Raw genomic sequence first — 23,001 nt, 5'->3', positions numbered from 1 at the left:
TGGGGCCCATGCCGCACTCCCGTATCGCCGTCACCGGATCGACCGGACTCATCGGAGCGGCGCTGGTGCGCTCGCTGCGGACCGACGGGCACGAGGTGGTCCGGCTGGTCCGCCGTCCCGCCCGGTCGGGCGACGAGGTGGAGTGGGACCCCAAGCGGGGTTACGTGGACGTGGCCGGTCTGGTGGGCTGCGACGCCGTCGTCCATCTCGCCGGGGCCGGGGTCGGTGACCACCGCTGGACCGACGCGTACAAGCGGGAGATCCGGGAGAGCCGGGTGCTGGGCACGGCCGCCGTCGCCGAGGCCGTCGCCTCACTGGACGTACCGCCGAAGGTGCTGCTGTCCGGGTCCGCGATCGGTTACTACGGCGACACCGGGAACCGGGCGGTCGACGAGGCCGCTCCGCCCGGCGACGGGTTCCTGCCGTCGGTGTGCGTGGAGTGGGAGGAGGCCACGGCCGCCGCGGAGGAGGCCGGGGTGCGGACCGCGCACGCCCGCACCGGGCTGGTCGTCGCCCGGGAGGGCGGCGCCTGGGGCCGGCTCTTCCCGCTGTTCCGTGCGGGTCTCGGCGGGCGGCTCGGCAACGGCCGGCAGTACTGGAGCTTCATCGCGCTGCACGACCACGTCGCGGCGCTGCGGCACATCCTGGACACCCCGGAGCTGTCCGGGCCCGTGAATCTGACCGGGCCGGACCCGGTCACCAACGGCGAGGTGACGGCGGCGATGGGCCGGGTGCTGGGCCGGCCCACCCTGTTCACCGCTCCCGCACCCGCACTGCGGATCGCCCTGGGCGCCTTCGCCGAGGACGTGCTGGGCAGTCAGCGGGTGCTGCCGGCACGGCTGCTGGACTCGGGATTCGCCTTCGCCTTCCCCGGGATCGACGGCGCCATCCGGGCCGCCCTGCGCTGACCCCGGGCCCCGCGCCCGCCGCCCCATTCGGACGGACGTGCGACCCCGTGCACCGGTGCCCCGGCCCGCGCGCGACTGCGCACAATCCCGCCACCCTCCTACTCTCGTGCCGAACTCGCGCATTCCGGTGGCCTGTTGAGGGCAAGAGCCTCCCACCAGTTGCGCCGACTCGGGGAGGGGCACGTGCTCAGCACGGCACACCACGCGGACGTCGTCATCATCGGAGCCGGGATCGCCGGCCTGTCAGCGGCCCACCTACTGACCAGTGCGGGAGTCAGCGTCAGCGTCCTGGAAGCCGGCCCCCGGGTCGGCGGCCGGATGATGACCGACGAGGTGGACGGGTTCCGGCTCGACCACATAGGACCGCTTCTCAACACCTCGTATCCGCAGTTGTACGGGACGCCGGGCCTCGACGGACTCGTCCTGCGGAACTTCGACCCCGGCGTCCTCGTCCACAGCGAGGGCCGCCGGTACCGGACCGGGGAGGTGCGCGGTCCCAAGGGCTCACGAAGCGCGCGGGGCGCACTCAAGGCGGCACGCGCCCTCGCGAGCGCCCCCAGGGCGCCCCAGGGCGGAAGCCTCGGCGGGGCGATGAACGGTGCGATCGACCAGGCCCGGCTCGGCGTGGCCCTGGCCAGGCTCGCGGCCACCCCCCGCGCCCGCGCCCTCGCCCGGCCCGAGCGGGCCGCGCTCGACGCGCTGTCCGGCCGCGGCCTGTCCGCCCGGACGCTCAACGGATTCGTACGCCCCCTGCTCACCGCACTGCTCAGCGACCCCGCGCTCACCACGTCGAGCCGGTGCGCCGACCTCGCGCTGCGGGGTTACGCCGGCGGCAGGCTCTGCGTACCGTCGGGGGGTTCGGTCACGCTGCCCGAGCTGCTCGCGGCCTCCCTCCCGCCCGGCACCGTACGCACGGGCGTGCACGTCGCGGCGGCGGACATCACCTCGGTGCGCACCAAGGAACACGGCGAACTGGGCTGCCGCTCCCTGCTGCTGGCGACCGGTGCGGGCGCCGCGGCCGAGCTGCTGCCCGGCCTGCGCGTGCCGCCGTTCCACCCGGTGACCGTCCTCCACCACACCGCCCCCGCTCCCCCGCCGACCGGCGCCTCGCTGCTGCTGGACGCCGACCGTTCGGGTCCGGTCGCGCACACCGCGGTGATGAGCGAGGTCGACCCGGCACGCGCCCCGCACGGCCGCGTCCTGATCAGCTCGACGGTGCTCGGCACCCCGCCACCCGATCTGGACCGCACGGTCCGCAAGCACCTCGCGGCGCTCTACGGCACGCCCACCGACGACTGGGAGTTGCTCGCCGCCCGCCACGATCCGGAGGCGGTGCCCGCGATGCCGCCCCCGCACGACCCGCAGCGCCCGGTACGGCTGCTCACGGGCCTGTACGTGTGCGGAGACCACCGCGACACCGGTTCGGTCCAGGGCGCCCTGTCCTCCGCCCGTCGCGCGGCCGGGGCGATCCTCGCCGACCTGGGTGTGCGCCCCGCCTCCGTCTCCGGGGACGCGGCAGCACTCCCGGAGGCGGCCTGAGGAGCTCCCGTCATCCCAGCGCGGCCACCCGCTCGCGGTAGCCGCGGACCGCGGCGGCGTCTCGGAAGGGTTCGAGGCGCCGCTCGAAGTCCCGTACGTACTCCGTGGCACGCACCGACCGCATCTCCGCGGCCTGCTGCGCGGCCTCCGCGCCCAGCCGGCACGCCTGGTCGAGCTCACCGAGTCCGAGCCGGGCGGAAGCCAGTACCACCCGGCAGAACAGCCGGCTGCGAGCGTACGCGGGGGCGCGCAGCTGGAGCGAGCGCTCGGCGTGCTGGGCGGCGATCCGGTATTGCTGGAGGTCCCGGTAGCAGTGCCCGAACTCGTCGGCCAGCTGGGCCTCGTCGAAGTAGCGCGCCCAGTGCGGTACCTCGTCGCCGGGGCGGGAGGCCTCCAGCGCGCGTTCCGCCCGCGCGAGCGAGGCCGCGCACGCCTTGGCATCGCCGAGGACCCCGTGCCCGCGTGCCTCGACCGCGTGCAGCAGGGCCAGGGCGGCGTGGGGCGCGGACGAGCCGACGCCCTGCTGGGCCACGCGGGCGAGCTGCACCGCCTCCCTGCCGTGCCCGAGGTAGACGGCCTGGCGGCTCATGGTGATCAGGACGAAGCTGCCGTAGACCCGGTCCCCGGCGGCCTGGGCCAGCCGGAGCGCCTGGACGAAGTAGCGCTGGGCGAGCCCGTGGGCCGCGATGTCGTACGAGGTCCAGCCGGCGAGCCGGGTGAGATCGGCGGCGGCGGCGAAGAGCCGCCGCCCGGTGGCCTCGCCGTACGTGCCGCGCAGCATCGGCTCCGTCTCGTGCTCCAGGTAGCGCACGAGGGCCTGCCGTGCGTGGCCGCCGCCGTAGGCGTTGTCCAGGGTGCGGAAGAGTTCGGCGACGGAGCGCAGGGCGGCGACGTCACCGCTGCTGACCTTCTGCCCGGAGCCCCGCTCGGTCTGCCGCTGCCGGGGGACGCCCGGAGCCCCGGGCCCCGGGGCGGCCGGGGTACCGCCCGGCGCGTGCGGTCCGGCGGGCCGGGACGGGGTGGGACCACGGAGCCCGTGCCGGACACCGTGGCCGGGGGCGCCGCCCTGCTCGGGCACGCCGGGCCCGAACCCGGTGCCGGGACCGGTGAGGGCGTGGCCGCCGCCGTGCTGCCCGTTCGCCGCACCGCCGTAGCTGCCGTGCGCCGCGGGCGCCGTACGCGGCCCGTGTGCCGGGGCGGGGCAGTGCGCCCTGCCCGCGACGGCGGCGCCTTCGCCGGCGCGTCCCACCCACTCGTCCGCCCGCCCGATCAGCCAGTCCCGGCTGGGGACGACCAGCCCCGCCGGGGTGAAGGCGATCTTCCGCAGCTCCGCATGGCTGCCGGAGTCCTTGCGCCACAGCCCACTGACGATGTCGACAGCCTCGGCGGGCGTGGCCGCGAACTCCAGGCCCGCGTATACGGGCGCGCAGGCGTCCAGACCGAGGTCCTGCGCGGAGAGCCGACGGCCGAGCCGCCGGGTGAAGACCTCGGCGATCAGCGCGGGGGTGGTGCCGCGCGGCTGCTGCCCGCGCAGCCAGCGGGTCACGGAGGTCTTGTCGTAGCGCAGGTCGAGGCCGTGCTCGAGCCCGAGCTGGTCCACCCGGCGGGCGAGGCCGGCGTTGGAGAATCCGGCTTCGGTGATGAGCGAGGCGAGTCGGCGGTTGGGGGTGCGCTGCGGAGGTCGTTCCGACATCAGCTGTACGGTCTCCTGCCTTCGGGGCCGGGCGGGCAGCCCTTACGACCTCGCGGGTGAGGTCGTTATGGAACGGCGCGAATTTAGCGGCCCCGGAGGTGCTCCCGGCCACCTTCGCTTCACATTCATCCGATCGTGTGAGGATTGAGGGCGGCGCTGACGGGAACCACCTGCCGGGCCCCCGCTCCGACGCCGGTCGTACAGTGGCCGGAGGCGCGATTCGGTGCACGGTGACGTGATGACGGGACACCCCCGGCCCGCGGCGCCGCAAGTAGAGAGGCTGCTGTCGTGACTGAGCTTCGGTTCGTCCGTCTGGGATTCGGCGAGGACGCCGTCGACTACCAGGAGGCCTGGCAGAAGCAGCGCGAGGTGCACGCGGCACGGTTCGAGGACACCGTCCCCGACACCTGTCTGCTGCTGGAGCACCCGCCCGTCTACACCGCGGGCCGGCGCACCGCCGACAGCGAACGTCCGCTGGACGGCACCCCGGTCATCGACGTGGACCGCGGCGGCAAGATCACCTGGCACGGTCCGGGCCAGCTGGTCGGCTACCCGATCCAGAAGCTCCCGCGCCCCGTGGACGTCGTCGCGCACGTCCGCCGGCTGGAGGAGGCGCTGATCCGTACGGCCGCCGAGTTCGGCGTGGAGACCAGCCGGGTCGAGGGCCGCAGCGGCGTCTGGGTCCTGGGCGATCCCGTCGAACAGCGCCCGGCCATCGGCGGTCTCTCGCTCGACTTCGACCCCCGGCTCCAGGACGAGGAGTTCGACGCCCGGCTGAACGGCCCCGAGTACGCCCCGTCCAACGCCGGCCAGCGCCGCGAGGACCGCAAGCTCGCCGCGATCGGCATCCGGGTCGCCAAGGGCGTGACCATGCACGGCTTCGCCCTCAACGTGAACCCGGACAACACCTCGTTCGACCGGATCGTGCCGTGCGGCATCCGCGACGCCGGCGTCACCTCGCTCGCGTACGAACTGGGCCGCGACCTCACGATCGCGGAGGTGCTCCCCATCGCCGAGAAGCACCTGCGGGACATCCTGGAGAACGCCGAGCTCGCCCCCCGCGTCATCGAGCGCACGAACGAGGCCGTGGCCACGGCCTGACCCTCGGAGCACCCCTCGGGGAATAGGCCCTGCCGGCCACAGGTTGGGCAGACGTAAAGCCGTTTGAACAACGGGCGTACCCTGGTGTTCGCCGAAGAATCCAATGCAGTGAAAGCAAAGGGGAGTGCCGGAGTGTCCGCTGTCGCACCCGACGGGCGCAAGATGCTGCGCCTCGAGGTCCGGAACAGCCAGACCCCCATCGAGCGCAAGCCCGAGTGGATCAAAACGCGGGCGAAGATGGGCCCCGAGTACAACCAGCTGCAGAAACTCGTCAAGAGCGAGGGTCTGCACACGGTGTGCCAGGAGGCCGGCTGCCCCAACATCTTCGAGTGCTGGGAGGACCGCGAGGCCACGTTCCTCATCGGCGGCGACCAGTGCACCCGGCGTTGTGACTTCTGCCAGATCGACACGGGCAAGCCCGAGGCGCTGGACCGGGACGAGCCCCGCCGCGTCGGCGAGTCGGTCGTCACGATGGACCTGAACTACGCCACCATCACGGGCGTCGCGCGCGACGACCTGGAGGACGGCGGCTCCTGGCTGTACGCGGAGACCGTGCGCCAGATCCACGCGCTGACGGCGGAGCGGGAGGGCGGCCACACCAAGGTCGAGCTGCTGATCCCCGACTTCAACGCGGATCCCGCGCAGCTCGCCGAGGTCTTCTCCTCGCGCCCCGAGGTGCTGGGGCACAACGTGGAGACGGTGCCGCGGATCTTCAAGCGGATCCGCCCCGGCTTCCGCTACGAGCGTTCCCTGGAGGTCATCACCCGCGCCCGTGAGGCCGGTCTGGTGACCAAGTCCAACCTGATCCTCGGCATGGGCGAGACCCGCGAGGAAGTCAGCCAGGCGCTCCGGGACCTGCACGACGCGGGCTGCGAGCTCATCACGATCACGCAGTACCTGCGGCCGACGCCGCGCCACCACCCCGTGGAGCGCTGGGTGAAGCCGCACGAGTTCGTGGAGCTCCAGGAGGAGGCCGACCAGATCGGCTACTCCGGTGTGATGTCCGGTCCGCTGGTCCGCTCCTCGTACCGCGCGGGCCGGCTGTTCCAGCAGGCGATGGAGCGGCGCGGTGCGGCGGCTCCGGCCCCGACCGCGTAGCAGCCCCCGTGTGAATCCGGGCACAAGAAGCTACTGAACAGTAATGGCTGAATCGACGCGGCCCTCACGCTCCTCGCAGGTCGGAGGCGCGGATGGGCCGCGTCGGCGTGCGCGGCGCCGATATCAAGGTTTCATTGGTGTTTGACCGACCGGTCATGCGCTGGTAACACCAAGCAGTGACTCTGGATGCACGCAGCGCAGTGGTTCTTCGGGCCACTGCCGCCCTGCGCCCCGTATCCAGTCCGCGCAGCACACTCCGTCCGCCGGGCACCACCCGGTGAGCGCATCCGTTCCGAGGGGACTTCCACGATGCAGGCCGTGCCGGTACGCGCCACCGCCCTTCCGTCCGTCACCAGCGCCCTCCGCGCCGTCGAGTCGCTGCTGCTGAGCAGCGGCCAGCGCACCGCCCGCCGCAACGCCTGGACGGCGGTCCTCGAGGACCGCCGCCGGGCCAAGGACCGGGTCGAGTCCGAGTACGTACTGGAGGCCGTGGCCGACCACCGTTCCTAGGCCACGTAAACTTCCTTGCATGGCGAGGAAGGCAAAAACCACTGAAGGCGCGGACAGCGCCGAGAACGCGGGGCGGCTCAAGCAGATCGCCCTGACCTACAAGATGACCAGGCGGACCGACACCAAGATCGGTCTTGTCGTCGCGGGTGTGGGAATCGTCACCTTCGGTGTCCTCCTCGCGATCGGTTTCCTGATCGACCACCCGCTCTACCTGGGCATCCTGGGCTTCGTGCTCGCCCTCCTCGCGATGGCGATCGTCTTCGGACGGCGCGCCGAGCGGGCGGCCTTCGGGCAGATGGAGGGGCAGCCGGGCGCCGCCGCGGCGGTGCTGGACCGCGTGGGCCGCGGCTGGAGCACGACGCCCGCGGTCGCGATGAACCGCAGCCAGGACGTCGTCCACCGCGCCGTGGGCAAGGCGGGCATCGTGCTGGTGGCCGAGGGCAACCCGAACCGGGTGAAGGGCCTGCTGGCGGCCGAGAAGAAGAAGATGGCCCGCATCGTGGTCGACGTACCCGTGCACGACATCATCGTCGGCAACGGCGAGGGTCAGGTGCCGCTCAAGAAGGTGCGCACCAAGATGCTGAAGCTGCCGCGCGTCCTGACCGGCCCGCAGGTGACGGCGGCCAACGACCGGCTGCGCGCGATGGGGGACCTTATGAGCAACATGCCCCTTCCGAAGGGCCCCATGCCCAAGGGCATGCGGATGCCGCGCGGCGGAAAGATGCGCTGAGCGGACTGAGAGAACGCACGAAGAGGGCGGGGGGGGGGCCCCCGGGGGGGGCCCCCCCCCCCGCCGGGGGGGGGGGGGCCCCCGCCCCCGCCCCCCCCCCCCCCCGCCGGCCCCCGGGCCCAGGGGCGGGGGGTGGCGGGGGGGGTCATTGGGGGGGGGGGGGGGGGGCCTCCCCCCCGGGGGGGGGGGGGCCCCCCCCGGGGGGCCCCCCCCCCGCCCTCTTCGTGCGTTCTCTCAGATACGGATCTGAACGGCGCGGGCCAGCCGGTCGTGCAGGCCGCGGCCGTCGCGGTCCCAGACCAGGGCCGGGATCACCAGGCACAGCAGCACGCTGCGCACCAGCACCCGCCCGAGCCCCAGGCGCCCGCCGTCCTCGGCGACGACCTTGACGCGCAGCAGGCGCTTGCCGGGTGTGCAGCCGATGGTGCCGACGGTGAGCACACTCAGTACGAGGAAGACGCCGAGCGCCCAGTTGCCCGCCGCCTGCTGGTCACCGCGAGCGAACAACCCGTATGCGATCAGCATGCACAGGGCCCAGTCGACGAAGATCGCGCCGAAGCGCCGGCCGAGCGGGGCCACGGCGCCCGGTCCGTGCTCGGGGAGCCCGAGCCGCTTGCCCCGGTACCCGAAGTCGGCGCCCATCTCCTCGGCGGCCGCACGCGGCCCGGAGAGCCACGATCCGATTGCTTGCCTATTGTCCACCCGACCACGGTACTGCGCCCACCCGTGGCCCCTGCCGGGCGGGGCCGCAGGCGCTCCGGGACTCCGCGCCGAAACCGGTCCGCAACGCGCCGGGAACCGGCCGTCTCCGCACACATGAGGTGCCGCTCACACCCGGGCCGGTTAACTTCGGCGAAACAAATGGGTCATGCTTGAGAAATCCGGTCTGCCTATGGTCGGGTCCAGCGTGTGCCACCGCACTGGCCGCACAACGAGCTGCAACCCCGTCCCTCCCGGGCCGGGAGTAGGAGGAGTTGGATGTTCCAGAACGCCGACGACGTGAAGAAGTACATCGCCGACGAAGACGTCAAGTTCATCGACGTCCGGTTCTGCGACCTGCCCGGTGTGATGCAGCACTTCACCATCCCGGCGGCGGTCTTCGACCCGACCGAGGAGCTCGCCTTCGACGGCTCCTCGATCCGCGGCTTCCAGGCCATCCACGAGTCCGACATGGCGCTGCGCGCCGACCTGTCGACGGCCCGTGTCGACCCGTTCCGCCGCGACAAGACCGTCAACATCAACTTCTTCATCCACGACCCGATCACGGGCGAGCAGTACAGCCGTGACCCGCGGAACGTGGCCAAGAAGGCCGAGGCGTACCTCGCCTCCACCGGCATCGCCGACACCGCGTTCTTCGGCCCCGAGGCCGAGTTCTACGTGTTCGACAACGTCCGCTTCCAGACCTCGGCGAACGAGTCGTTCTACCACATCGACTCCGAGGCGGGCGCCTGGAACACCGGGTCGGAGGAGAACAACCGCGGTTACAAGGTCCGCTACAAGGGCGGCTACTTCCCGACCCCGCCGGTCGACCACTTCGCCGACCTGCGTGCCGAGATCTCCATGGAGCTGGACAAGAACGGCCTCCAGGTCGAGCGCCAGCACCACGAGGTCGGCACCGCCGGCCAGGCCGAGATCAACTACAAGTTCAACACGCTGCTCGCAGCGGCCGACGACCTGATGCTCTTCAAGTACATCGTGAAGAACGTCGCCTGGCGCAACGGCAAGACCGCGACCTTCATGCCGAAGCCGATCTTCGGTGACAACGGCTCGGGCATGCACGTGCACCAGTCCCTGTGGGCCGGTGGCGACCCGCTGTTCTACGACGAGCAGGGCTACGCGGGCCTCTCGGACATGGCGCGCTACTACATCGGCGGCATCCTGAAGCACGCCCCGTCGCTGCTGGCCTTCACCAACCCGACGGTGAACTCGTACCACCGCCTGGTCCCCGGCTTCGAGGCCCCGGTCAACATGGTGTACTCGCAGCGCAACCGCTCCGCCGCGATGCGCATCCCGATCACGGGCTCCAACCCGAAGGCCAAGCGCGTCGAGTTCCGCGCCCCGGACCCGTCGTCCAACCCGTACCTCGCCTTCTCGGCGCTCCTGATGGCGGGCCTGGACGGCATCAAGAACAAGATCGAGCCGCCGGAGCCGATCGACAAGGACCTCTACGAGCTGGCTCCCGAGGAGCACGCCAACGTCCAGCAGGTCCCGACCTCCCTCCCGGCCGTGCTCGACGCCCTCGAGGCGGACCACGAGTACCTCCTGGCGGGCGGCGTCTTCACGTCCGACCTCATCGAGACGTGGATCGACTTCAAGCGCACGCACGAGATCGCCCCGATCCAGCTGCGCCCGCACCCGCACGAGTTCGAGCTGTACTTCGACCTCTAGGAAGCGGGGCCGGGCCCCTGCGCACCGCCCGGCCGATTCCCTGAAGTGACCTAGGTACGACCGCGAGGGCCGCCACCCCACAGTGAGGGTGGCGGCCCTCGTCGGCGTCTCCAGGACGACCGGCCGTCTCCGGGCAGGATCAGTGGGCGTGCACGACCTGGATCGGGTTGCCGACTCGCGGTCAGTGCCGCAGCGCCTCCCCGACCTCGGCCGTGACGTCGCCGTCGAGCTTGCGGTTGCTGCGGGCCGTGGCGTCCTTGGTCTTCTTGGCGGCCACGTCGTCGACCGTCACCACGACCGTGTCCTGGAGCTTGCCGTCCGGGTCCTTGAAGTTGATCTGCACCGCGTAGGACTGCGTCGAACCGGTGCTGTTCTTCACGGTGACCCTGGAGGTGGCGCGGCCGTCCTTGTCGGTGGCGGGGGCACCCGCCTTGACGTCGCCGCTCGCGTTCACGCCGTCCTTGAAGCTGTTCAGCTTGTCCTCGGCGGCGGCCGTGGCGGAGGCGACCACATCGGACCCCTTGGAAGCGACGGAGGAAGCCACCGAGGAGGCCGCCGATGCCGCCTTCGACGCCGTGCTGGACGCACTGTCGCCGTCGTCCGAACACGCCGACGCCGTGCATGCCACCGTCACCGCCATCAGTACCGCGCTCGCGCCCCGTAGGCCTCGCCTCGTCATCGTGCCTCCCAGCACTAGTCCGTCGGCCCAAGTCAAAGCGGCCGCAGGTGGGGGCGCATGCGGTGTAGGCCGGACGGGTGAGGGGACGGCGGCGGTGGGGTCGCGGGCGGGGCGCGGAGCACCGAAGCTGGGGTGATGAGTGAGCAGGCCACCCCCGGCGCACCGGCCCCGCCGCCCCCGCGACGGCGGCTGTGGCCATGGGTGCTGCTGATGGTCCTCGTGCTGCTCGCCCTCGTCGTCGGAGCCGTCTCGGCGGTGCTGGCCCGTGAGGTGTCGGCGGAGAGCTCGCGCACCGTACACATCCGGTACGAGGTCACCGGCGCCGCCGAGGACGTGACCCTCACCTACAGCACGTGGAAGGGCGAGGAACTGTCCACGGGACGGCTGAGGCTGCGGAGCCTGCCGTGGGCCGGGGAGTTGGACACCAAGAGCTTCATGAGCGGGGGGTCGTTCGTCGTCAGCCTCGGTAAGTCCGGCGGTGACGTGGCCTGTTCGGTGACGGTGGACCACGGGATGCGCCGCACCGACCGGGCTTCCGGCGCGTTCGCCACCGCCACGTGCAGCGGGTACTGAGACGCGACCGCGCCCCCGGTCCCCCCGGGGGCGCGGTCCTTGGCGGTCGGTCGTCAGCGGCCGTAGCGGATGAGGGCGCGGACCATGCGGCAGGTGGTGTCGGACGGCGGGTGGATGCCGAGGCGCTCGGCGGCCGTGCGTATCCGGGTGTTGCTCGCGCTCGACGGGTGGTACACGCCCGCGTCGAGCAGGGCGATCGCCAGGCGCATCGCCTTCAGCCGGCGATTGTGCGAGACGTACCACTCACGGGGACGGCCGGCGGGGAGCCGCTTCTTCTTCAGGGGTGTGTCGAGCGGCTTGGTCGTGACTGCGGCTACGGCCATTGGCAACCTCCTGGCGCGGTGGTGGAACCCTCACGAACTACCCCCATTTTACTGCCCACCACTGACAATCGCCCCTGGCCAGAGGGGTTTTCGGGTAGTCCATCGCGTACCTTTGGACCCATGGAGATCTGGATCAATCCCGCCTGTTCCAAGTGCCGCAGCGCGCTGACGCTGCTCGACGCGGAGGGTGCCGACTACACCGTCCGCCGCTACCTGGAGGACGTGCCGTCGCCGGACGAGATCCGGGCCGTGCTCGACCGGCTGGGGCTGGAGCCGTGGGACATCACGCGGACGCAGGAGGCGGACGCGAAGGAGCTGGGGCTCAAGGAGTGGCCGCGCGACGCGGAGGCTCGGGAGCGCTGGGTGACGGCGCTCGCCGGGCATCCGAAGCTCATCCAGCGGCCGATCATCACGGCGGAGGACGGCACGGCCGTGGTCGGACGCACGGACGAGGCGGTCCGGGACGCTCTGGGGCGCTGAGCGCGACCCCCCGGACCGCCGGGTCCCGCGGGTCAGCTGTCCGCCTGTGCCTCGGCCTCCGCGAGCAGCTCGGTGAGCCGTAGTCCGAACCGTGCGTCGCAGGGGTGCGGCTCCCCCGTACGCACTGATGCGATCAGCGCGTCGACCGCCGCGCCGAACGCCCCGACGGCGCCCTCCCACCGCGGCAGACCGACGATGCCGTGCTCGCCCCTGAGCTTGATCTCCGCCCCGGCCGCGGCCACCGGCGCCGCCAGTGTGAGCGTCACCGTGCTGGAGGCGCCGGAGGTGTGGCGCAGGACGAGGTGGTGGGTGCCGGCGGGGCCTCGGACCGCGGTGAGGGCGGTGACGTCGCCGAGCACCGGGATGAGGACGGAGAGCGCGTGCGGGCCGACGTCCCACAGGCCGCCCTTCTCACGGCGCCAGGGTGACGCGGCGTACTCGCTGTCGGCGCCGGGTGCCCACAGGGCGCCGATCCATTCGGCGTGCGCGGTGAACCAGCCTCCTGTCGCCTGCTGTTCGGCGATCCACTCCGCCGTCTCCGGCGCGAACCGCAGCGTGCAGAAGACGATCGAGGCGACCCGGGCGCGCTCGACGGCCTCGACCACCTCGCGGGCGCCCTCGGCGGTCGTGGCCACCGGCTTGTCCATCAGCAGGTGGCAGCCTGCCGCCGCGGCCCGGACGGCCAGGGGTGCCTGGACGTCGGGCGGCAAGGCGAAGGCGACGGCGTCGCTCGCGCCGAAGAGCTCGTCGAGCCCCGCGTCACCCGTGTACGCCGTGGTGCCGTGCGCTGCGGCCAGCTCCTCCGCCGCCTCGGCCCGCCGGCCCCAGACCCCGCTCAGGACGGCGCCGGGGTGGGCGGCGAGGGCGGGGGCGTGGGTGTTGCGGGCCCAGGGGCCCGCACCGACCAGGCCGATGCGCAGGGGGGTCACGGGTGTCGTCATGGGACCAGTGTGCCCGGTGCGCCCGGCCGCCCGTGAGGACCGGCTCTTCGGGGCGGGGAGGGCCAGTCGTCCTGGCCCTGTATACGACGGGGGGAATCTCGCCGTCCGGCGCCGCCCGGGTCGCCGGTCCCTCTTCCGCAGGAAACCTCGGTAACACGGGGTTCACACGAGGGCAACGGTCGGGAAATCGCGTCTTGCGAAGCTGCGCTGCATAGACCGCAGCACCCGCAAAGGATGGGCTTCCGTGACGTTCAAGGCTGAGTACATCTGGATAGACGGCACCGAGCCGACCGCCAAGCTCCGTTCCAAGACCAAGATCATGCCCGGTTCGCCGTCGTCCGACGTGGCGGAGCTGCCCATCTGGGGCTTCGACGGGTCGAGCACCAACCAGGCCGAGGGCCACGCCTCCGACCGGGTGCTGAAGCCGGTCTTCACGTGCCCGGACCCGATCCGCGGCGGTGACGACGTCCTGGTCCTGTGCGAGGTCTTCCACATCGACATGACTCCGCACGAGTCCAACACGCGGGCCTCGCTGCGCCCGGTCGCCGAGCAGTTCTCCGGCCAGGAGCCGATCTTCGGCATCGAGCAGGAGTACACGTTCTTCGACGGTCACCGGCCGCTCGGCTTCCCCGAGGGCGGCTTCCCGGCCGCGCAGGGCGGCTACTACTGCGGCGTCGGCGCGGACGAGATCTTCGGCCGTGACATCGTCGAGAAGCACCTCGACAACTGCCTGAAGGCGGGCCTCGCCATCTCCGGCATCAACGCCGAGGTCATGCCCGGTCAGTGGGAGTTCCAGGTCGGCCCGGTCTCCCCGCTGGAGGTCTCCGACCACCTGTGGATCGCCCGCTGGCTGCTCTACCGCACCGCCGAGGACTTCAACGTCTCCGCGACCCTCGACCCGAAGCCGGTCAAGGGCGACTGGAACGGAGCGGGCGCGCACACCAACTTCTCCACGAAGGCGATGCGCGAGGGCTACGAGGCGATCATCACCGCGGCCGAGTCGCTCGGTGAGGGCTCGAAGCCGATGGACCACGTCAAGAACTACGGCGCGGGCATCGACGACCGTCTGACGGGTCTGCACGAGACCGCCCCGTGGAACGAATACAGCTACGGCGTCTCCAACCGCGGCGCCTCGGTCCGTATCCCGTGGCAGGTCGAGCAGGACCAGAAGGGCTACATCGAGGACCGCCGTCCGAACGCCAACGTCGACCCGTACGTCGTCACGCGGCTGATCGTCGACACCTGCTGCACCGCGCTGGAGAAGGCCGGCCAGGTCTGATCCCGCCGCGACAACGGTCCGTGGGAGGGGCGTCCGCCGGTTGGTCCGGTGGGCGCCCCTTCGCGTGCCCGGGGGCTCTGTCAGTGGGGTGTGCCAGGGTGGTCGCATGCTCGACATCAAGATCGCGACCGAGAACCAGCAGTCACACACCCGCGTTTCGGATCAGGCGCTCAGCGACCTGGTGCACCGGATCGGTATGACCGGTGACCGCTTCCTGGTCGTCCAGCGGATACCGGACATCCCGAGCACGTTCGTCCAGGTGTGGCACGAGGTGGGCGGGGCGTACGACGTGGAGCACCGCACCGGTGGAGCGGCCACCCATGTCCGCGCCCTCGTCGAGACGCCCGAGCGGGTCGCCGCGCTGATGGCGCGCTGGGCCCGCCAGGAGCCCGGGTGGGACGCGGGCATCGACTGGGAGAGCGCCGGCCTGCCCGAGCCGGAGCCCGTACCGGAGATGGCGGCCGACATCCGCGAGCAGCTGGAGGAGCGCGTACGGGAGTTGCTCCGCGGCGGGTACGGCAGCGTGGCGGATCTCGCCGAGTCGGCCGAGGACTACCTGGTGAAGGACGGCGTGCATCCGGTGACCCTCGCGCAGGCGCGGCAGTTGGTGGAGCGGCTGTGGCTGGAGCGTGTGGAGGAGCAGCGGCGGTGGGTGGGGGTGACCGATCCCGACCGGTTGGAGCGGGCCTTCGCCGTCCTGGACGGGCGCGGAATCACTGCCAGGGAGCACTTCACGTGCTGCCGTTCGTGCGGGATCGGTGAGATCCACGCCGAAGGGCGGGACGACGCGCGGGGTTTCGTCTTCTTCCACCTGCAGGGGACGGAGAGTGCTGCGGCCGGGCACGGACTGACGCTGTACTACGGCGGGTTCGACGAGTCCGCGGAGACGACGGCGGCAGTGGGACGGGAGGTCGCGGCCGTGCTGGGGGAGGCCGGGCTGACCGTGGAGTGGGACGGCTCACCGGACCGGGCCATCGAACTGACGGGCCTGGACTGGCGCAAGCGGCTGGTGGGGTGAGGGCGGGGTGAGGGACGTAACGCGAAGGGACCGTATCGACGGGTGAGAGAGGTCTGCTCCCGCGCCCTGTTCTCTGGTTCAATGGGGGCATGGCCAGCATCCAGCACACCTCGACAGGTCGCAGCGACCTCGAGCCGTTCTGGCCCTCCCGTCAGCATCACGACTTCGACCGGGTGTGTTGCCGCGCGTTGAACGCGCAGGCCCTCTAACACCGCTCACCCCGGTCTTCGGTCCGCGCGCACGAAGCAAGTCCGTCCACAGACGACTCCCTCGCGCGAAAGAGCTGACCCTCATGGCGAACTCCCGTACCTTCTCCGCCGCGGCCGCTGCTACCGCAGCGCCGTCGGCGACCGCTGCGACCGCTTCCGCCCGTCCTCTCTCCCCCGTCTCCCCCAACCGGCACCGGCTGCGGGCCGTGGCCCCCGACGAGGTCGTCCGGCCGGCCGACGTCTCCGCGTTCCTGACTCCGGGCGCCACCTGGCTGCCCGCGCCCCAGCACACCCTGCCGGAACTGCCGGGCCGGCCACCGATGGTCGGCTATCTGGTGCTCGTCCCCGCCGACCAGCAGCCGGCCATCGCGGCCGCGGCCGCCCGCTACGTGGTCCCCGAGGTGCTGGAGACCGCGGGCGCCGGGCCCGTGCGGATCGACTCCGTCCGGCGCACGGCGGCGGTGGACGGGAATACGCTCGACCTCACCTACCTGGAGTTCGAGCTCCTCGCCCATCTGGTGGCCCATCCCCACCGGGTGCACAGCCGGGACCAGTTGGTGACCACGGTCTGGGGGTACGGGCACGTGGGCGACGGGCGCACCGTCGACGTCCACATCGCCCGGCTGCGCCGCAAGCTGGGCGCCGAGCACCGCCGGTCGATCCAGACGGTGCGGCGCGTCGGGTACAAGTACACGCCCTGAGCGCGCACGGGCGGGCCCCGGCCGCGTACGTACCGCAGCCGGGGCCCGCCCCGTCCGTGCCCCTGTCCGTCGGGGGATCAGCCGTGCATCACCGGGGTGGCCTCAGGGGTGGCCTCCGGCTCGCCGTGGGCCTGTTCCGGCAGGCGGCGCAGGGCGCGCGGGGTGCGCCAGTTCCGCTCGCCCAGCAGCGCCATCACGGAGGGCAGCAGGACCATCCGTACGATCGTGGCGTCCAGCAGCACCGCGACGGCCAGGCCGACGCCCATCTGCTGCATGTCCTGCATCGACAGCGTCCCGAAGACCGAGAACACCGCGACCATGATCACGGCCGCGCCGGTCACCGCGCCGGCCGTGCGCCGGATGCCCTCGTCGATCGCGGCCCGGGTGGAGAGACCGCGGCCGTGGGCCTCGCGGATCCGGGAGACGACGAAGACGTGGTAGTCCATCGAGAGCCCGAACAGGACGACGAGGACGAACAGCGGCATCCAGGACTCGATCGCCCCGACCCCCTCCGACCCGATCAGTGAGGCGCCCCAGCCGTGCTGGAACACGGCGGTCATCACGCCGTAGGCGGCGGCCACGGAGAGCAGGTTGAGCAGGATCGAGGTCACGGCGATGACGTAACTGCGGAAGCAGAACAGCATCAGCAGGAAGGTCACCGCGGTGATGAAGAGGAAGACGGGTGCGATGCCCCGCTTCAGCTGGTCGTTGAAGTCGACGGACCCGGCCACCTCACCGGTGACGTAGGCGTGGGCGCCCGTGCCGTCGAACGCGGCCGGCAGCCGGTCCTCCCTCAGTTCGGACAGTCCGGCCTTGCCGCCGGGGAGCGGTACCTCGATCTCGGCGACGTTCTGCGCCCGGTGGACGGTCACCTCGTCGAAACCGGCGAGTGCCTTGCGTACGGCGGGTGCCTCGATGTCGTCGGCCGCGACGATCACCTGGGCGGGGGCCGGGCCGCCCGGGAAGGTCTCGTTGATGTGCCGGTAGGCGACGGACAGCGCGGAGTCCGATCCGAACTGCTTCTCCAGGCCCAGCGATTCGGTCTTCATGCCGAGGGCCGGCGCGGCGAGCACCAGCAGGACGACGACCGAGGCGGCGGCGAAGAACTTCGGCTTGGCCAGGACGGGCCGCAGCAGCTTGCCGGCGATCCGGCCGCTCTCCTTCTTGCCGCGCCCGGTGCGCCGGTTCAGCAGCGGCACCCGTCCGGCGTCGATGCGGTCGCCCAGCCAGGAGAGCAGGGCGGGCAGGACCGTCACGGAGCCCATCATGGCGATGAAGACCACGATGATCGTGGCGAGGGCGAAGCCCTTGAACAGCAGGAGTCCGGACAGGAACATGCCGGCCATCGCGACCATGACGGTCAGCCCCGACACGAGCACGGACCGGCCGCTGGTCGCCGCCGCGATCCGCAGTGCCGTCTCGGCGTCGCGACCGGCGGCCCGCTCGTCGCGTTCGCGGCGCAGGTAGAACAGGCAGTAGTCGACGCCGACGGCGAAGCCCATCAGGAACATCACGGAGTACGTGGTCTGGAAGAGGTGCAGTTGGTGGCTGGCGAGCGAGAGCAGGCCGAAGGCGGCCATGCACGCGGTCAGCGCGAGTCCCACGGGCAGCAGGGCGGCGACGACGGCCCCGAAGGCGACCAGCAGGATGCCGAGGGCCAGGGGTACGGCGGTGAACTCGGCCTTCTTGAAGTCGTCGGAGAGCAGGTCACCGAGCCACTCCCCCGCGCTGGCCTCGCCGAACTGCTGGACGGTGACGTCCTTCCTGTTCTCCTGCACACCGGCCACGGCGTCCAGGACGGGCTGTACCCGGTCGGCGGAGGTGGCCGCGTCCCCCTTCATCTCGAAGGTGATGAGCGCGTCCTTGCCGTCCTCGGACGGGACGGGAGCCGCGAGGTCCGTCACCTCGCCGGTCCGGCCGAGGGCCTGGGAGAGCTCCTTCGCCGCCGCCCGCCAGCCGTCGGGCTCCGTCGACGACACCATGACGAGTTCGCCCGCCCGGTGGCTGAGGCCGGCGTCGGAGAGGATCTGCTCGGCGCGGGCCGAGTCGCCGGCTCCGTTCTCCGCGTTCGTCATCTCGACCATGCCGGACGCGCCGCCGATGCCCGCGGCGAGAACGACGAAGAGCAGCCAGCCGAGAATGGCCGTCTTGCGATGGTGTGCGCTCCACACGCCGATGCGTGCCGCGAGATTACGCCTCATGGCGTTGTTCGCCCCCTGATGCAGTCGTCGGACCTGACACAGGAGAATCTAGGAATTCCCGGCCCGCCGCCCCAGCCGTCGAAGCCCCCACTCGGCGTGACGTAGGGCGAGGTCAGGGGGTGGTGGTAGGTACACCCCCCGCCCGGTGGCAAGACGGCTGACGCCCGGGGCCTGCGCCGGGTCAGACTGTGTGCGGACCTGCGCCGGCTCGGCGAGGGAAGAAGGAAGAGGGATCAGGATGATCGCGAAACGGCGACGGGTGAGGTCCGCGGTGCTGGCCGCGGGACGGGGGCTGGTGCTGTCGGTCGTCTCGCTGGCGGGATCGCTCACGCTGTTCGTGCTGACGGTGCTCTCGATCGCCTTCATCCTGCTCGGCATCGGTCTCTTCACCACCCCCCAGGTGCTGACGGCGGTCCGCAAGCACGCCAATCAGCGCCGACTGCTGGCCATCACCTGGTCGGACGTCCGCATCCCCGTCCCGTACCGGCCGCTGCCGAAGGATGTACGGAGCGGCTTCACCGGGCAGGTGGAGCGGACCACGCTGATGCTGAAGGACCCGGCGACCTGGCGGGACATCCAGTGGCTGCTGGTCGACATGACGGCCGGCTTCGTGGTGGCGACCCTGGCCGCGGCCCTGATGATCTACCCGGTGGAGGGTCTCGTCCTGGCGGCGGGTCTGTGGCGGGTCTACACGGATGAGCGGTACTGGTACGCGTTCGTGCCCGTGGACAGCCAGGCGTCGGGGCTGGCCGCCGCCGCGCTCGGCGTGGCGCTCTTCGCGACCGGTGTGCTGCTGAGCGAGCGGCTGCTGCGGGCCCACTTCGTGCTCGCCCGCTCGGTGCTGGCCCCCACCCATGAGCAGGAACTGGCCCTGCGCATCGACCGGCTGACCGAGACCCGGCACGAGGCGGTCGACACCGCCGCCTCCGAACTGCGGCGCATCGAACGGGATCTGCACGACGGGGCGCAGGCCCGGCTGGTCGCCATGGGCATGAACCTCGGGACCATCGAGGCCCTGATCGAGAAGGACCCGGCCCAGGCGAAGAAGCTCCTGGCGACGGCCCGCGCGTCCTCGGCCGAGGCGCTGACCGAGCTGCGCGATCTCGTACGGGGCATCCACCCGCCGGTCCTCGCCGAGCGCGGTCTCGGGGACGCGGTCAGGGCGCTGGCGCTGCGGATGCCGATCCCGTCGGAGGTGGACGTGGAGCTGGACGGCCGGGCCGATGCCCCGGTCGAGTCGGCGGCGTACTTCGCGGTCAGCGAGGCCCTGACGAACGCGGCGAAGCACTCGGGCGCGGACCGGATCTGGGTGGACCTGAGCCACGTCGACGGCATGCTGAGGATCTCGGTCACGGACGACGGGAAGGGCGGCGCGGTGACGGGAGGCGGATCGGGGCTGAGCGGGATCGAACGCCGACTCGGTACATTCGACGGCATCATGGCCGTCAGCAGCCCCGCGGGCGGTCCCACCATGGTGACCATGGAGATCCCTTGCGAGTTGTCCTAGCCGAAGATCTCTTCCTGTTGCGCGACGGCCTGGTGCGCATGCTGGAGGCGTACGACTTCGAGATCGCGGCCGCCGTCGAGACGGGGCCCGAACTCACCCGGGCTCTCGCCGAGTTGAAGCCGGACGTCGCCGTGGTCGACGTCCGGCTTCCGCCGTCCCACACCGACGAGGGACTGCAGTGCGCCCTCGCGGCACGGCGGGCCAGGCCGGGGCTGCCGGTGCTCGTACTCTCCCAGCACGTCGAGCAGTTGTACGCGCGCGAGCTGCTGGCGGACGGCAACGGGGCGATCGGCTACCTGCTCAAGGACCGGGTCTTCGACGCCGACCAGTTCATCGACGCGGTGCGCCGGGTCGCGGCGGGCGGTACGGCGATGGATCCGCAGGTGATTTCGCAGTTGCTGTCGCGGCGCGCGCAGGACAAGCCGATGGGCGGGCTGACGCCGCGGGAGCGGGAGGTCATGGAGCTGATGGCCCAGGGCCGTTCCAACGCGGCGATCGCCTCGCAGATGGTGATCACGGAGCGGGCGGTGGCCAAGCACACGTCGAACATCTTCGGGAAGCTCGGGCTGCCGCCGTCCGACGACGACAACCGCCGGGTTCTCGCGGTGCTCGCCTATCTGGACCAGGGATAGGGCATACGGGGGGATCGCGCGTCCGGGCCGGGTCAGGGCCGACCCGGACGCGCGGGCTACGGGCCGGTCAGGAACCGGCCGGCGGGGGTCTTTCGTTTGGCGCGAGCCCGCCGGGGATGGCGGGACAGCCCCTAGGTGGTGAGGTGCAGCGTGGTGGCGCCCAGGTGCGGCTCGGCCCTGGATTCCAGCACCTTGACGCGGACCGCGGTGGCGGTGACGGCCGCGGGGAGCGGCAGGATGCGCTCGTGGCCGATGGTGGTGCCTTCGGCGATCCGCTGCCAGGCCCCGCCGATCCGGGCCTCCACGGCGAACCTCTCGACCCGCTGGCCGTGCCGGACGTCCTCGCGGACCGCGACCCGGTCGAAGGTGTACGGGCCCGGGCCCCGCCTGCGCACGTCGGTGCCGTAGACCCGGCGCACGTCCTTGCCGAACGCGGTGAGGGAGGCGACGTCCGCCGCGGCGATCCGGCCGTCGGGCGCGGGCGGGACGTTGAGCAGGAGCGAGGCGTTGCGGCCGACGCTCTTCTCGTACAGGTTCATCAACTGCACGGCGGTCTTGGGCTGTTCGTTCTCGTGGTAGAACCATCCGGGCCGGTTGGAGACGTCGGCCTCCGCCGGGTACCACTGGAGGTAGTTGACGTCCGGGCCGAGGAGCTTGGCGCGGGAGCCGATGTCGGCGTCGGTCGAGTCGTTGGGGAGGCTACCGAGTCCCGTCCACGGGTCGGTGGTGTGCGGGGTGACGCTCCACTCGGTCTCCCGGGCGGTGCCGGACTCGTTGCCGACCCAGCGGACGCCCTGCGGCCCCTGGAAGACGACGGTGTTCGGCGAGAGCGCCTTCACCATGTCGAACCACTGCTTGACGTCGTACTTCTGGGTGATGCCGGAGCCCGACCAGGGGTTGGCGCCGTCGAGCCACAGCTCCTCCACGGGGCCGTACTGGGTGAAGATCTCGTACAGCTGGTTGAGGTAGTACGCGTCGTAGTCGTCGGCCCGGACCGTGAAGGTGGGCAGCTTGCCGCTCCTCACACGGGCGGCGCGGTCGTCGCCGGGGACGAGGGTGGGAATCGTGCGCTCGGTGACGGCGCTGCCGTTGCCGAAACGGCCCTGACCGGCCGGGGCGCGGTCCCCGTCCTCCAGTGCCATCCGCTCGGGCAGGCTCAGGGGCTTGCCCTCGGCCTGCTTGGCGCGGATCTTCTCGACCCACTCGGCGTGCCAGGCGTGCGGGAGTTCGGCGCCGTCGGAGGGCGAGAGGTAGAGGCCCACCTTCAGGCCCGCCTTGCGGGCGGCCTTCACATAGGCGGCGACGACATCGGGGCTGCCGGGGCTGAGGGCGACCGAGTGGTCGGTGTAGCGGCTGGGGTAGAGGACGAAGCCGTCGTGGTGCTTGACGGTGAGCATGACCTGCTCGACGCCCGCCGCCTTGTAGGCGCGCATCCACTGGTCCGCGTCGATGCTCTTCGGCGCGAAGAGCTTCTCGTCCTCCGTGCCCGAACCCCATTCACGGTCGGTGAAGGTGTTCATCCCGAAGTGCGTGAAGGCGGTGACCTCCCGCCGCTGCCAGGCCAGTTGTCCCGTCGTGGGGACGACGTTCGCCGCCTTCTCGATGATCCGCTCGGGGCTGTCGCACGCCTCGACCGTCATCTGCGACGCGGGCCTCACGGGTGCGGTGCACGGGGCGGCGGGCGATGCGGGCCGCTGCGGTGCGGGCTGCTGCGCCGTGGCCTGTACGGGGACGAGCGCGGCGGCGGCCGCCAGTGCGAGCGCGCTGAGCACATGGGTGCGTCGTGCCATGGTTCCCTCCCATTCACGACCACGAGTGGTCGGATCTCTCGGGTGCCGACGCGTGCATGTTGCCGCACGAAGGGGCCTCCGGGAAAGGTGCGCGCTCCATACGTCCTATCTCTCGCACGTAAAATCCAAGTCCCCGCCCGCCCGTTCAGCCGTTGAACCAGGCGGCCATGTCGAGCCTGAAGGCGTCCGCGGCGGCCATGGTGCGCAGGTCGGCCTCCAGGGCGCGGACCCGCTCGGCCCCGAGGACCCGCACCCACTCGGCGCGCAGCCGGTCGAACCCCTCGGCGGACCGCACCAGCATGTCGATCCCGCGCGGGGACAGCCGGACCAGCTTGCGGCGGCCGTCCTGCGGGTCGTCGACACGTTCGACGTAGCCGAGGTTCTCGAGCTTCTCGACGGTCTTCCCGGCGGCCTGCTTGGACACCCCCAGCCGTCGGCCGATCTCACTGGCGGTCGACCCGTCCCGGCCCACCGCCTGAAGTGCGTACCCGTACGCGGGACTCATCTCGGGGTGGCCCTGCTCGGCCAGTTCGCGGTGCAACGCGTCGATGATCGAACGGAATCCACCGAAGAGCAGAACGGGCAGCTCGAAGCCCGCCCCGCCCCCGGCGGGGGCTCCGCCTGTGCGCTCAGCCATTGCGAAACTCGACAACCTGGTTTACCTTTTCGTCAATCACGTTGTCGAGTTTATCGCGAGAGGT

Annotated in this window: 22 protein-coding genes; 14 read left to right on the top strand and 8 right to left on the bottom strand. The window is 71.6% G+C overall.

The window, feature by feature from the left end:
- Positions 1-8: 8 nt before the first annotated feature.
- Complete coding sequence (locus tag ACFYPA_RS13475; protein ID WP_389131693.1) at positions 9-908, top strand: TIGR01777 family oxidoreductase; 900 nt, start codon at positions 9-11, stop codon at positions 906-908.
- 183 nt (positions 909-1,091) lie between these two features.
- Entirely contained in the window at positions 1,092-2,447 is a 1,356-nt protein-coding gene (locus ACFYPA_RS13470; RefSeq protein WP_389131690.1) for an FAD-dependent oxidoreductase, read from the top strand.
- Positions 2,448-2,457: 10 nt separating this feature from the next.
- Here ACFYPA_RS13470 and ACFYPA_RS13465 read toward each other — a convergent pair whose 3' ends face one another.
- Complete coding sequence (locus ACFYPA_RS13465) at positions 2,458-4,140, bottom strand: regulator (protein WP_389131687.1); 1,683 nt, start codon at positions 4,138-4,140, stop codon at positions 2,458-2,460.
- A gap of 288 nt (positions 4,141-4,428) precedes the next feature.
- On the opposite strand from ACFYPA_RS13465, the gene lipB reads away from it, so the two are divergent.
- From lipB to ACFYPA_RS13445, 4 genes are all read left to right on the top strand, one after another.
- The gene (gene lipB, locus ACFYPA_RS13460) at positions 4,429-5,241 is read left to right on the top strand and encodes a lipoyl(octanoyl) transferase LipB (protein WP_359356046.1); all 813 of its coding nucleotides are present in this window, start codon (positions 4,429-4,431) and stop codon (positions 5,239-5,241) included.
- 132 nt (positions 5,242-5,373) lie between these two features.
- Entirely contained in the window at positions 5,374-6,339 is a 966-nt protein-coding gene (lipA, locus tag ACFYPA_RS13455; protein ID WP_389131684.1) for a lipoyl synthase, read from the top strand.
- A 309-nt stretch (positions 6,340-6,648) separates the two neighbouring features.
- Positions 6,649-6,849, top strand: coding sequence for a hypothetical protein (locus ACFYPA_RS13450; protein WP_359356040.1), 201 nt, complete (start codon positions 6,649-6,651; stop codon positions 6,847-6,849).
- Between the two features lie 19 nt (positions 6,850-6,868).
- Positions 6,869-7,579 carry a DUF4191 domain-containing protein gene (locus ACFYPA_RS13445; protein WP_359085034.1) on the top strand — a complete coding sequence of 237 codons (711 nt, stop codon included), beginning with the start codon at positions 6,869-6,871 and terminating at the stop codon, positions 7,577-7,579.
- A gap of 234 nt (positions 7,580-7,813) precedes the next feature.
- On the opposite strand, the gene ACFYPA_RS13440 is transcribed toward ACFYPA_RS13445, so the two are convergent.
- Complete coding sequence (locus ACFYPA_RS13440; protein ID WP_359081114.1) at positions 7,814-8,281, bottom strand: RDD family protein; 468 nt, start codon at positions 8,279-8,281, stop codon at positions 7,814-7,816.
- Between the two features lie 276 nt (positions 8,282-8,557).
- On the opposite strand from ACFYPA_RS13440, the gene glnA reads away from it, so the two are divergent.
- Positions 8,558-9,967 carry a type I glutamate--ammonia ligase gene (gene glnA / locus ACFYPA_RS13435; RefSeq protein ID WP_359081116.1) on the top strand — a complete coding sequence of 470 codons (1,410 nt, stop codon included), beginning with the start codon at positions 8,558-8,560 and terminating at the stop codon, positions 9,965-9,967.
- Positions 9,968-10,148: 181 nt separating this feature from the next.
- On the opposite strand, the gene ACFYPA_RS13430 is transcribed toward glnA, so the two are convergent.
- Positions 10,149-10,646, bottom strand: coding sequence for a hypothetical protein (locus ACFYPA_RS13430; RefSeq protein WP_359081118.1), 498 nt, complete (start codon positions 10,644-10,646; stop codon positions 10,149-10,151).
- A 135-nt stretch (positions 10,647-10,781) separates the two neighbouring features.
- Here ACFYPA_RS13430 and ACFYPA_RS13425 point away from each other — a divergent pair, with 135 nt between their 5' ends.
- Entirely contained in the window at positions 10,782-11,219 is a 438-nt protein-coding gene (locus ACFYPA_RS13425; protein ID WP_359081120.1) for a hypothetical protein, read from the top strand.
- A 53-nt stretch (positions 11,220-11,272) separates the two neighbouring features.
- On the opposite strand, the gene ACFYPA_RS13420 is transcribed toward ACFYPA_RS13425, so the two are convergent.
- Entirely contained in the window at positions 11,273-11,542 is a 270-nt protein-coding gene (locus ACFYPA_RS13420; RefSeq protein WP_389131678.1) for a hypothetical protein, read from the bottom strand.
- Between the two features lie 120 nt (positions 11,543-11,662).
- On the opposite strand from ACFYPA_RS13420, the gene ACFYPA_RS13415 reads away from it, so the two are divergent.
- A complete protein-coding gene (locus ACFYPA_RS13415) occupies positions 11,663-12,022 on the top strand; it encodes an arsenate reductase family protein (protein WP_359355511.1) in 360 nt (119 codons plus the stop codon).
- A 32-nt stretch (positions 12,023-12,054) separates the two neighbouring features.
- Here the strand turns inward: ACFYPA_RS13415 and ACFYPA_RS13410 are convergent, their stop codons facing one another.
- Positions 12,055-12,963, bottom strand: coding sequence for a Gfo/Idh/MocA family oxidoreductase (locus ACFYPA_RS13410; RefSeq protein WP_359081125.1), 909 nt, complete (start codon positions 12,961-12,963; stop codon positions 12,055-12,057).
- Positions 12,964-13,207: 244 nt separating this feature from the next.
- Between ACFYPA_RS13410 and glnII the strand changes: the two genes are divergently transcribed.
- From glnII to ACFYPA_RS13395, 3 genes are all read left to right on the top strand, one after another.
- The gene (gene glnII, locus ACFYPA_RS13405; RefSeq protein ID WP_359081127.1) at positions 13,208-14,242 is read left to right on the top strand and encodes a glutamine synthetase; all 1,035 of its coding nucleotides are present in this window, start codon (positions 13,208-13,210) and stop codon (positions 14,240-14,242) included.
- Positions 14,243-14,348: 106 nt separating this feature from the next.
- A complete protein-coding gene (locus tag ACFYPA_RS13400) occupies positions 14,349-15,260 on the top strand; it encodes a DUF6891 domain-containing protein (RefSeq protein ID WP_359081129.1) in 912 nt (303 codons plus the stop codon).
- A 292-nt stretch (positions 15,261-15,552) separates the two neighbouring features.
- Entirely contained in the window at positions 15,553-16,170 is a 618-nt protein-coding gene (locus tag ACFYPA_RS13395) for a winged helix-turn-helix domain-containing protein (protein ID WP_359081131.1), read from the top strand.
- Between the two features lie 77 nt (positions 16,171-16,247).
- Here ACFYPA_RS13395 and ACFYPA_RS13390 read toward each other — a convergent pair whose 3' ends face one another.
- Entirely contained in the window at positions 16,248-18,371 is a 2,124-nt protein-coding gene (locus ACFYPA_RS13390) for an MMPL family transporter (RefSeq protein WP_389131674.1), read from the bottom strand.
- A 238-nt stretch (positions 18,372-18,609) separates the two neighbouring features.
- Here ACFYPA_RS13390 and ACFYPA_RS13385 point away from each other — a divergent pair, with 238 nt between their 5' ends.
- Positions 18,610-19,878, top strand: a complete 1,269-nt coding sequence (locus ACFYPA_RS13385; RefSeq protein WP_359081135.1) for a sensor domain-containing protein — start codon at positions 18,610-18,612, stop codon at positions 19,876-19,878.
- Positions 19,863-20,510 carry a response regulator transcription factor gene (locus tag ACFYPA_RS13380; protein ID WP_359081137.1) on the top strand — a complete coding sequence of 216 codons (648 nt, stop codon included), beginning with the start codon at positions 19,863-19,865 and terminating at the stop codon, positions 20,508-20,510. Before ACFYPA_RS13385 ends, ACFYPA_RS13380 begins: the two co-directional genes overlap by 16 nt.
- 131 nt (positions 20,511-20,641) lie before the next feature.
- Here ACFYPA_RS13380 and ACFYPA_RS13375 read toward each other — a convergent pair whose 3' ends face one another.
- The gene (locus ACFYPA_RS13375; RefSeq protein ID WP_359081139.1) at positions 20,642-22,300 is read right to left on the bottom strand and encodes an alpha-L-fucosidase; all 1,659 of its coding nucleotides are present in this window, start codon (positions 22,298-22,300) and stop codon (positions 20,642-20,644) included.
- Positions 22,301-22,445: 145 nt separating this feature from the next.
- Complete coding sequence (locus ACFYPA_RS13370; RefSeq protein WP_389131670.1) at positions 22,446-22,937, bottom strand: MarR family winged helix-turn-helix transcriptional regulator; 492 nt, start codon at positions 22,935-22,937, stop codon at positions 22,446-22,448.
- Between the last annotated feature and the right edge of the window lie 64 nt (positions 22,938-23,001).

The sequence above is a fragment of the Streptomyces sp. NPDC005775 genome (assembly GCF_042871565.1).
Lineage (GTDB): Bacteria > Actinomycetota > Actinomycetes > Streptomycetales > Streptomycetaceae > Streptomyces.
This window is presented reverse-complemented; position numbering and strand designations above follow the sequence as displayed.

Coding starts and splice junctions, on each gene's coding strand:
- ACFYPA_RS13475 (WP_389131693.1), top strand. CDS start 9: ATGCCGCACTCCCGTATCGCCGTCACCGGATCGACCGGACTCATCGGA.
- ACFYPA_RS13465 (WP_389131687.1), bottom strand. CDS start 4,140: ATGTCGGAACGACCTCCGCAGCGCACCCCCAACCGCCGACTCGCCTCG.
- ACFYPA_RS13450 (WP_359356040.1), top strand. CDS start 6,649: ATGCAGGCCGTGCCGGTACGCGCCACCGCCCTTCCGTCCGTCACCAGC.
- ACFYPA_RS13445 (WP_359085034.1), top strand. CDS start 6,869: ATGGCGAGGAAGGCAAAAACCACTGAAGGCGCGGACAGCGCCGAGAAC.
- glnA (WP_359081116.1), top strand. CDS start 8,558: ATGTTCCAGAACGCCGACGACGTGAAGAAGTACATCGCCGACGAAGAC.
- ACFYPA_RS13430 (WP_359081118.1), bottom strand. CDS start 10,646: ATGACGAGGCGAGGCCTACGGGGCGCGAGCGCGGTACTGATGGCGGTG.
- ACFYPA_RS13425 (WP_359081120.1), top strand. CDS start 10,782: ATGAGTGAGCAGGCCACCCCCGGCGCACCGGCCCCGCCGCCCCCGCGA.
- ACFYPA_RS13420 (WP_389131678.1), bottom strand. CDS start 11,542: ATGGCCGTAGCCGCAGTCACGACCAAGCCGCTCGACACACCCCTGAAG.
- ACFYPA_RS13415 (WP_359355511.1), top strand. CDS start 11,663: ATGGAGATCTGGATCAATCCCGCCTGTTCCAAGTGCCGCAGCGCGCTG.
- ACFYPA_RS13410 (WP_359081125.1), bottom strand. CDS start 12,963: ATGACGACACCCGTGACCCCCCTGCGCATCGGCCTGGTCGGTGCGGGC.
- ACFYPA_RS13400 (WP_359081129.1), top strand. CDS start 14,349: ATGCTCGACATCAAGATCGCGACCGAGAACCAGCAGTCACACACCCGC.
- ACFYPA_RS13395 (WP_359081131.1), top strand. CDS start 15,553: ATGGCGAACTCCCGTACCTTCTCCGCCGCGGCCGCTGCTACCGCAGCG.
- ACFYPA_RS13390 (WP_389131674.1), bottom strand. CDS start 18,371: ATGAGGCGTAATCTCGCGGCACGCATCGGCGTGTGGAGCGCACACCAT.
- ACFYPA_RS13385 (WP_359081135.1), top strand. CDS start 18,610: ATGATCGCGAAACGGCGACGGGTGAGGTCCGCGGTGCTGGCCGCGGGA.
- ACFYPA_RS13375 (WP_359081139.1), bottom strand. CDS start 22,300: ATGGCACGACGCACCCATGTGCTCAGCGCGCTCGCACTGGCGGCCGCC.
- ACFYPA_RS13370 (WP_389131670.1), bottom strand. CDS start 22,937: ATGGCTGAGCGCACAGGCGGAGCCCCCGCCGGGGGCGGGGCGGGCTTC.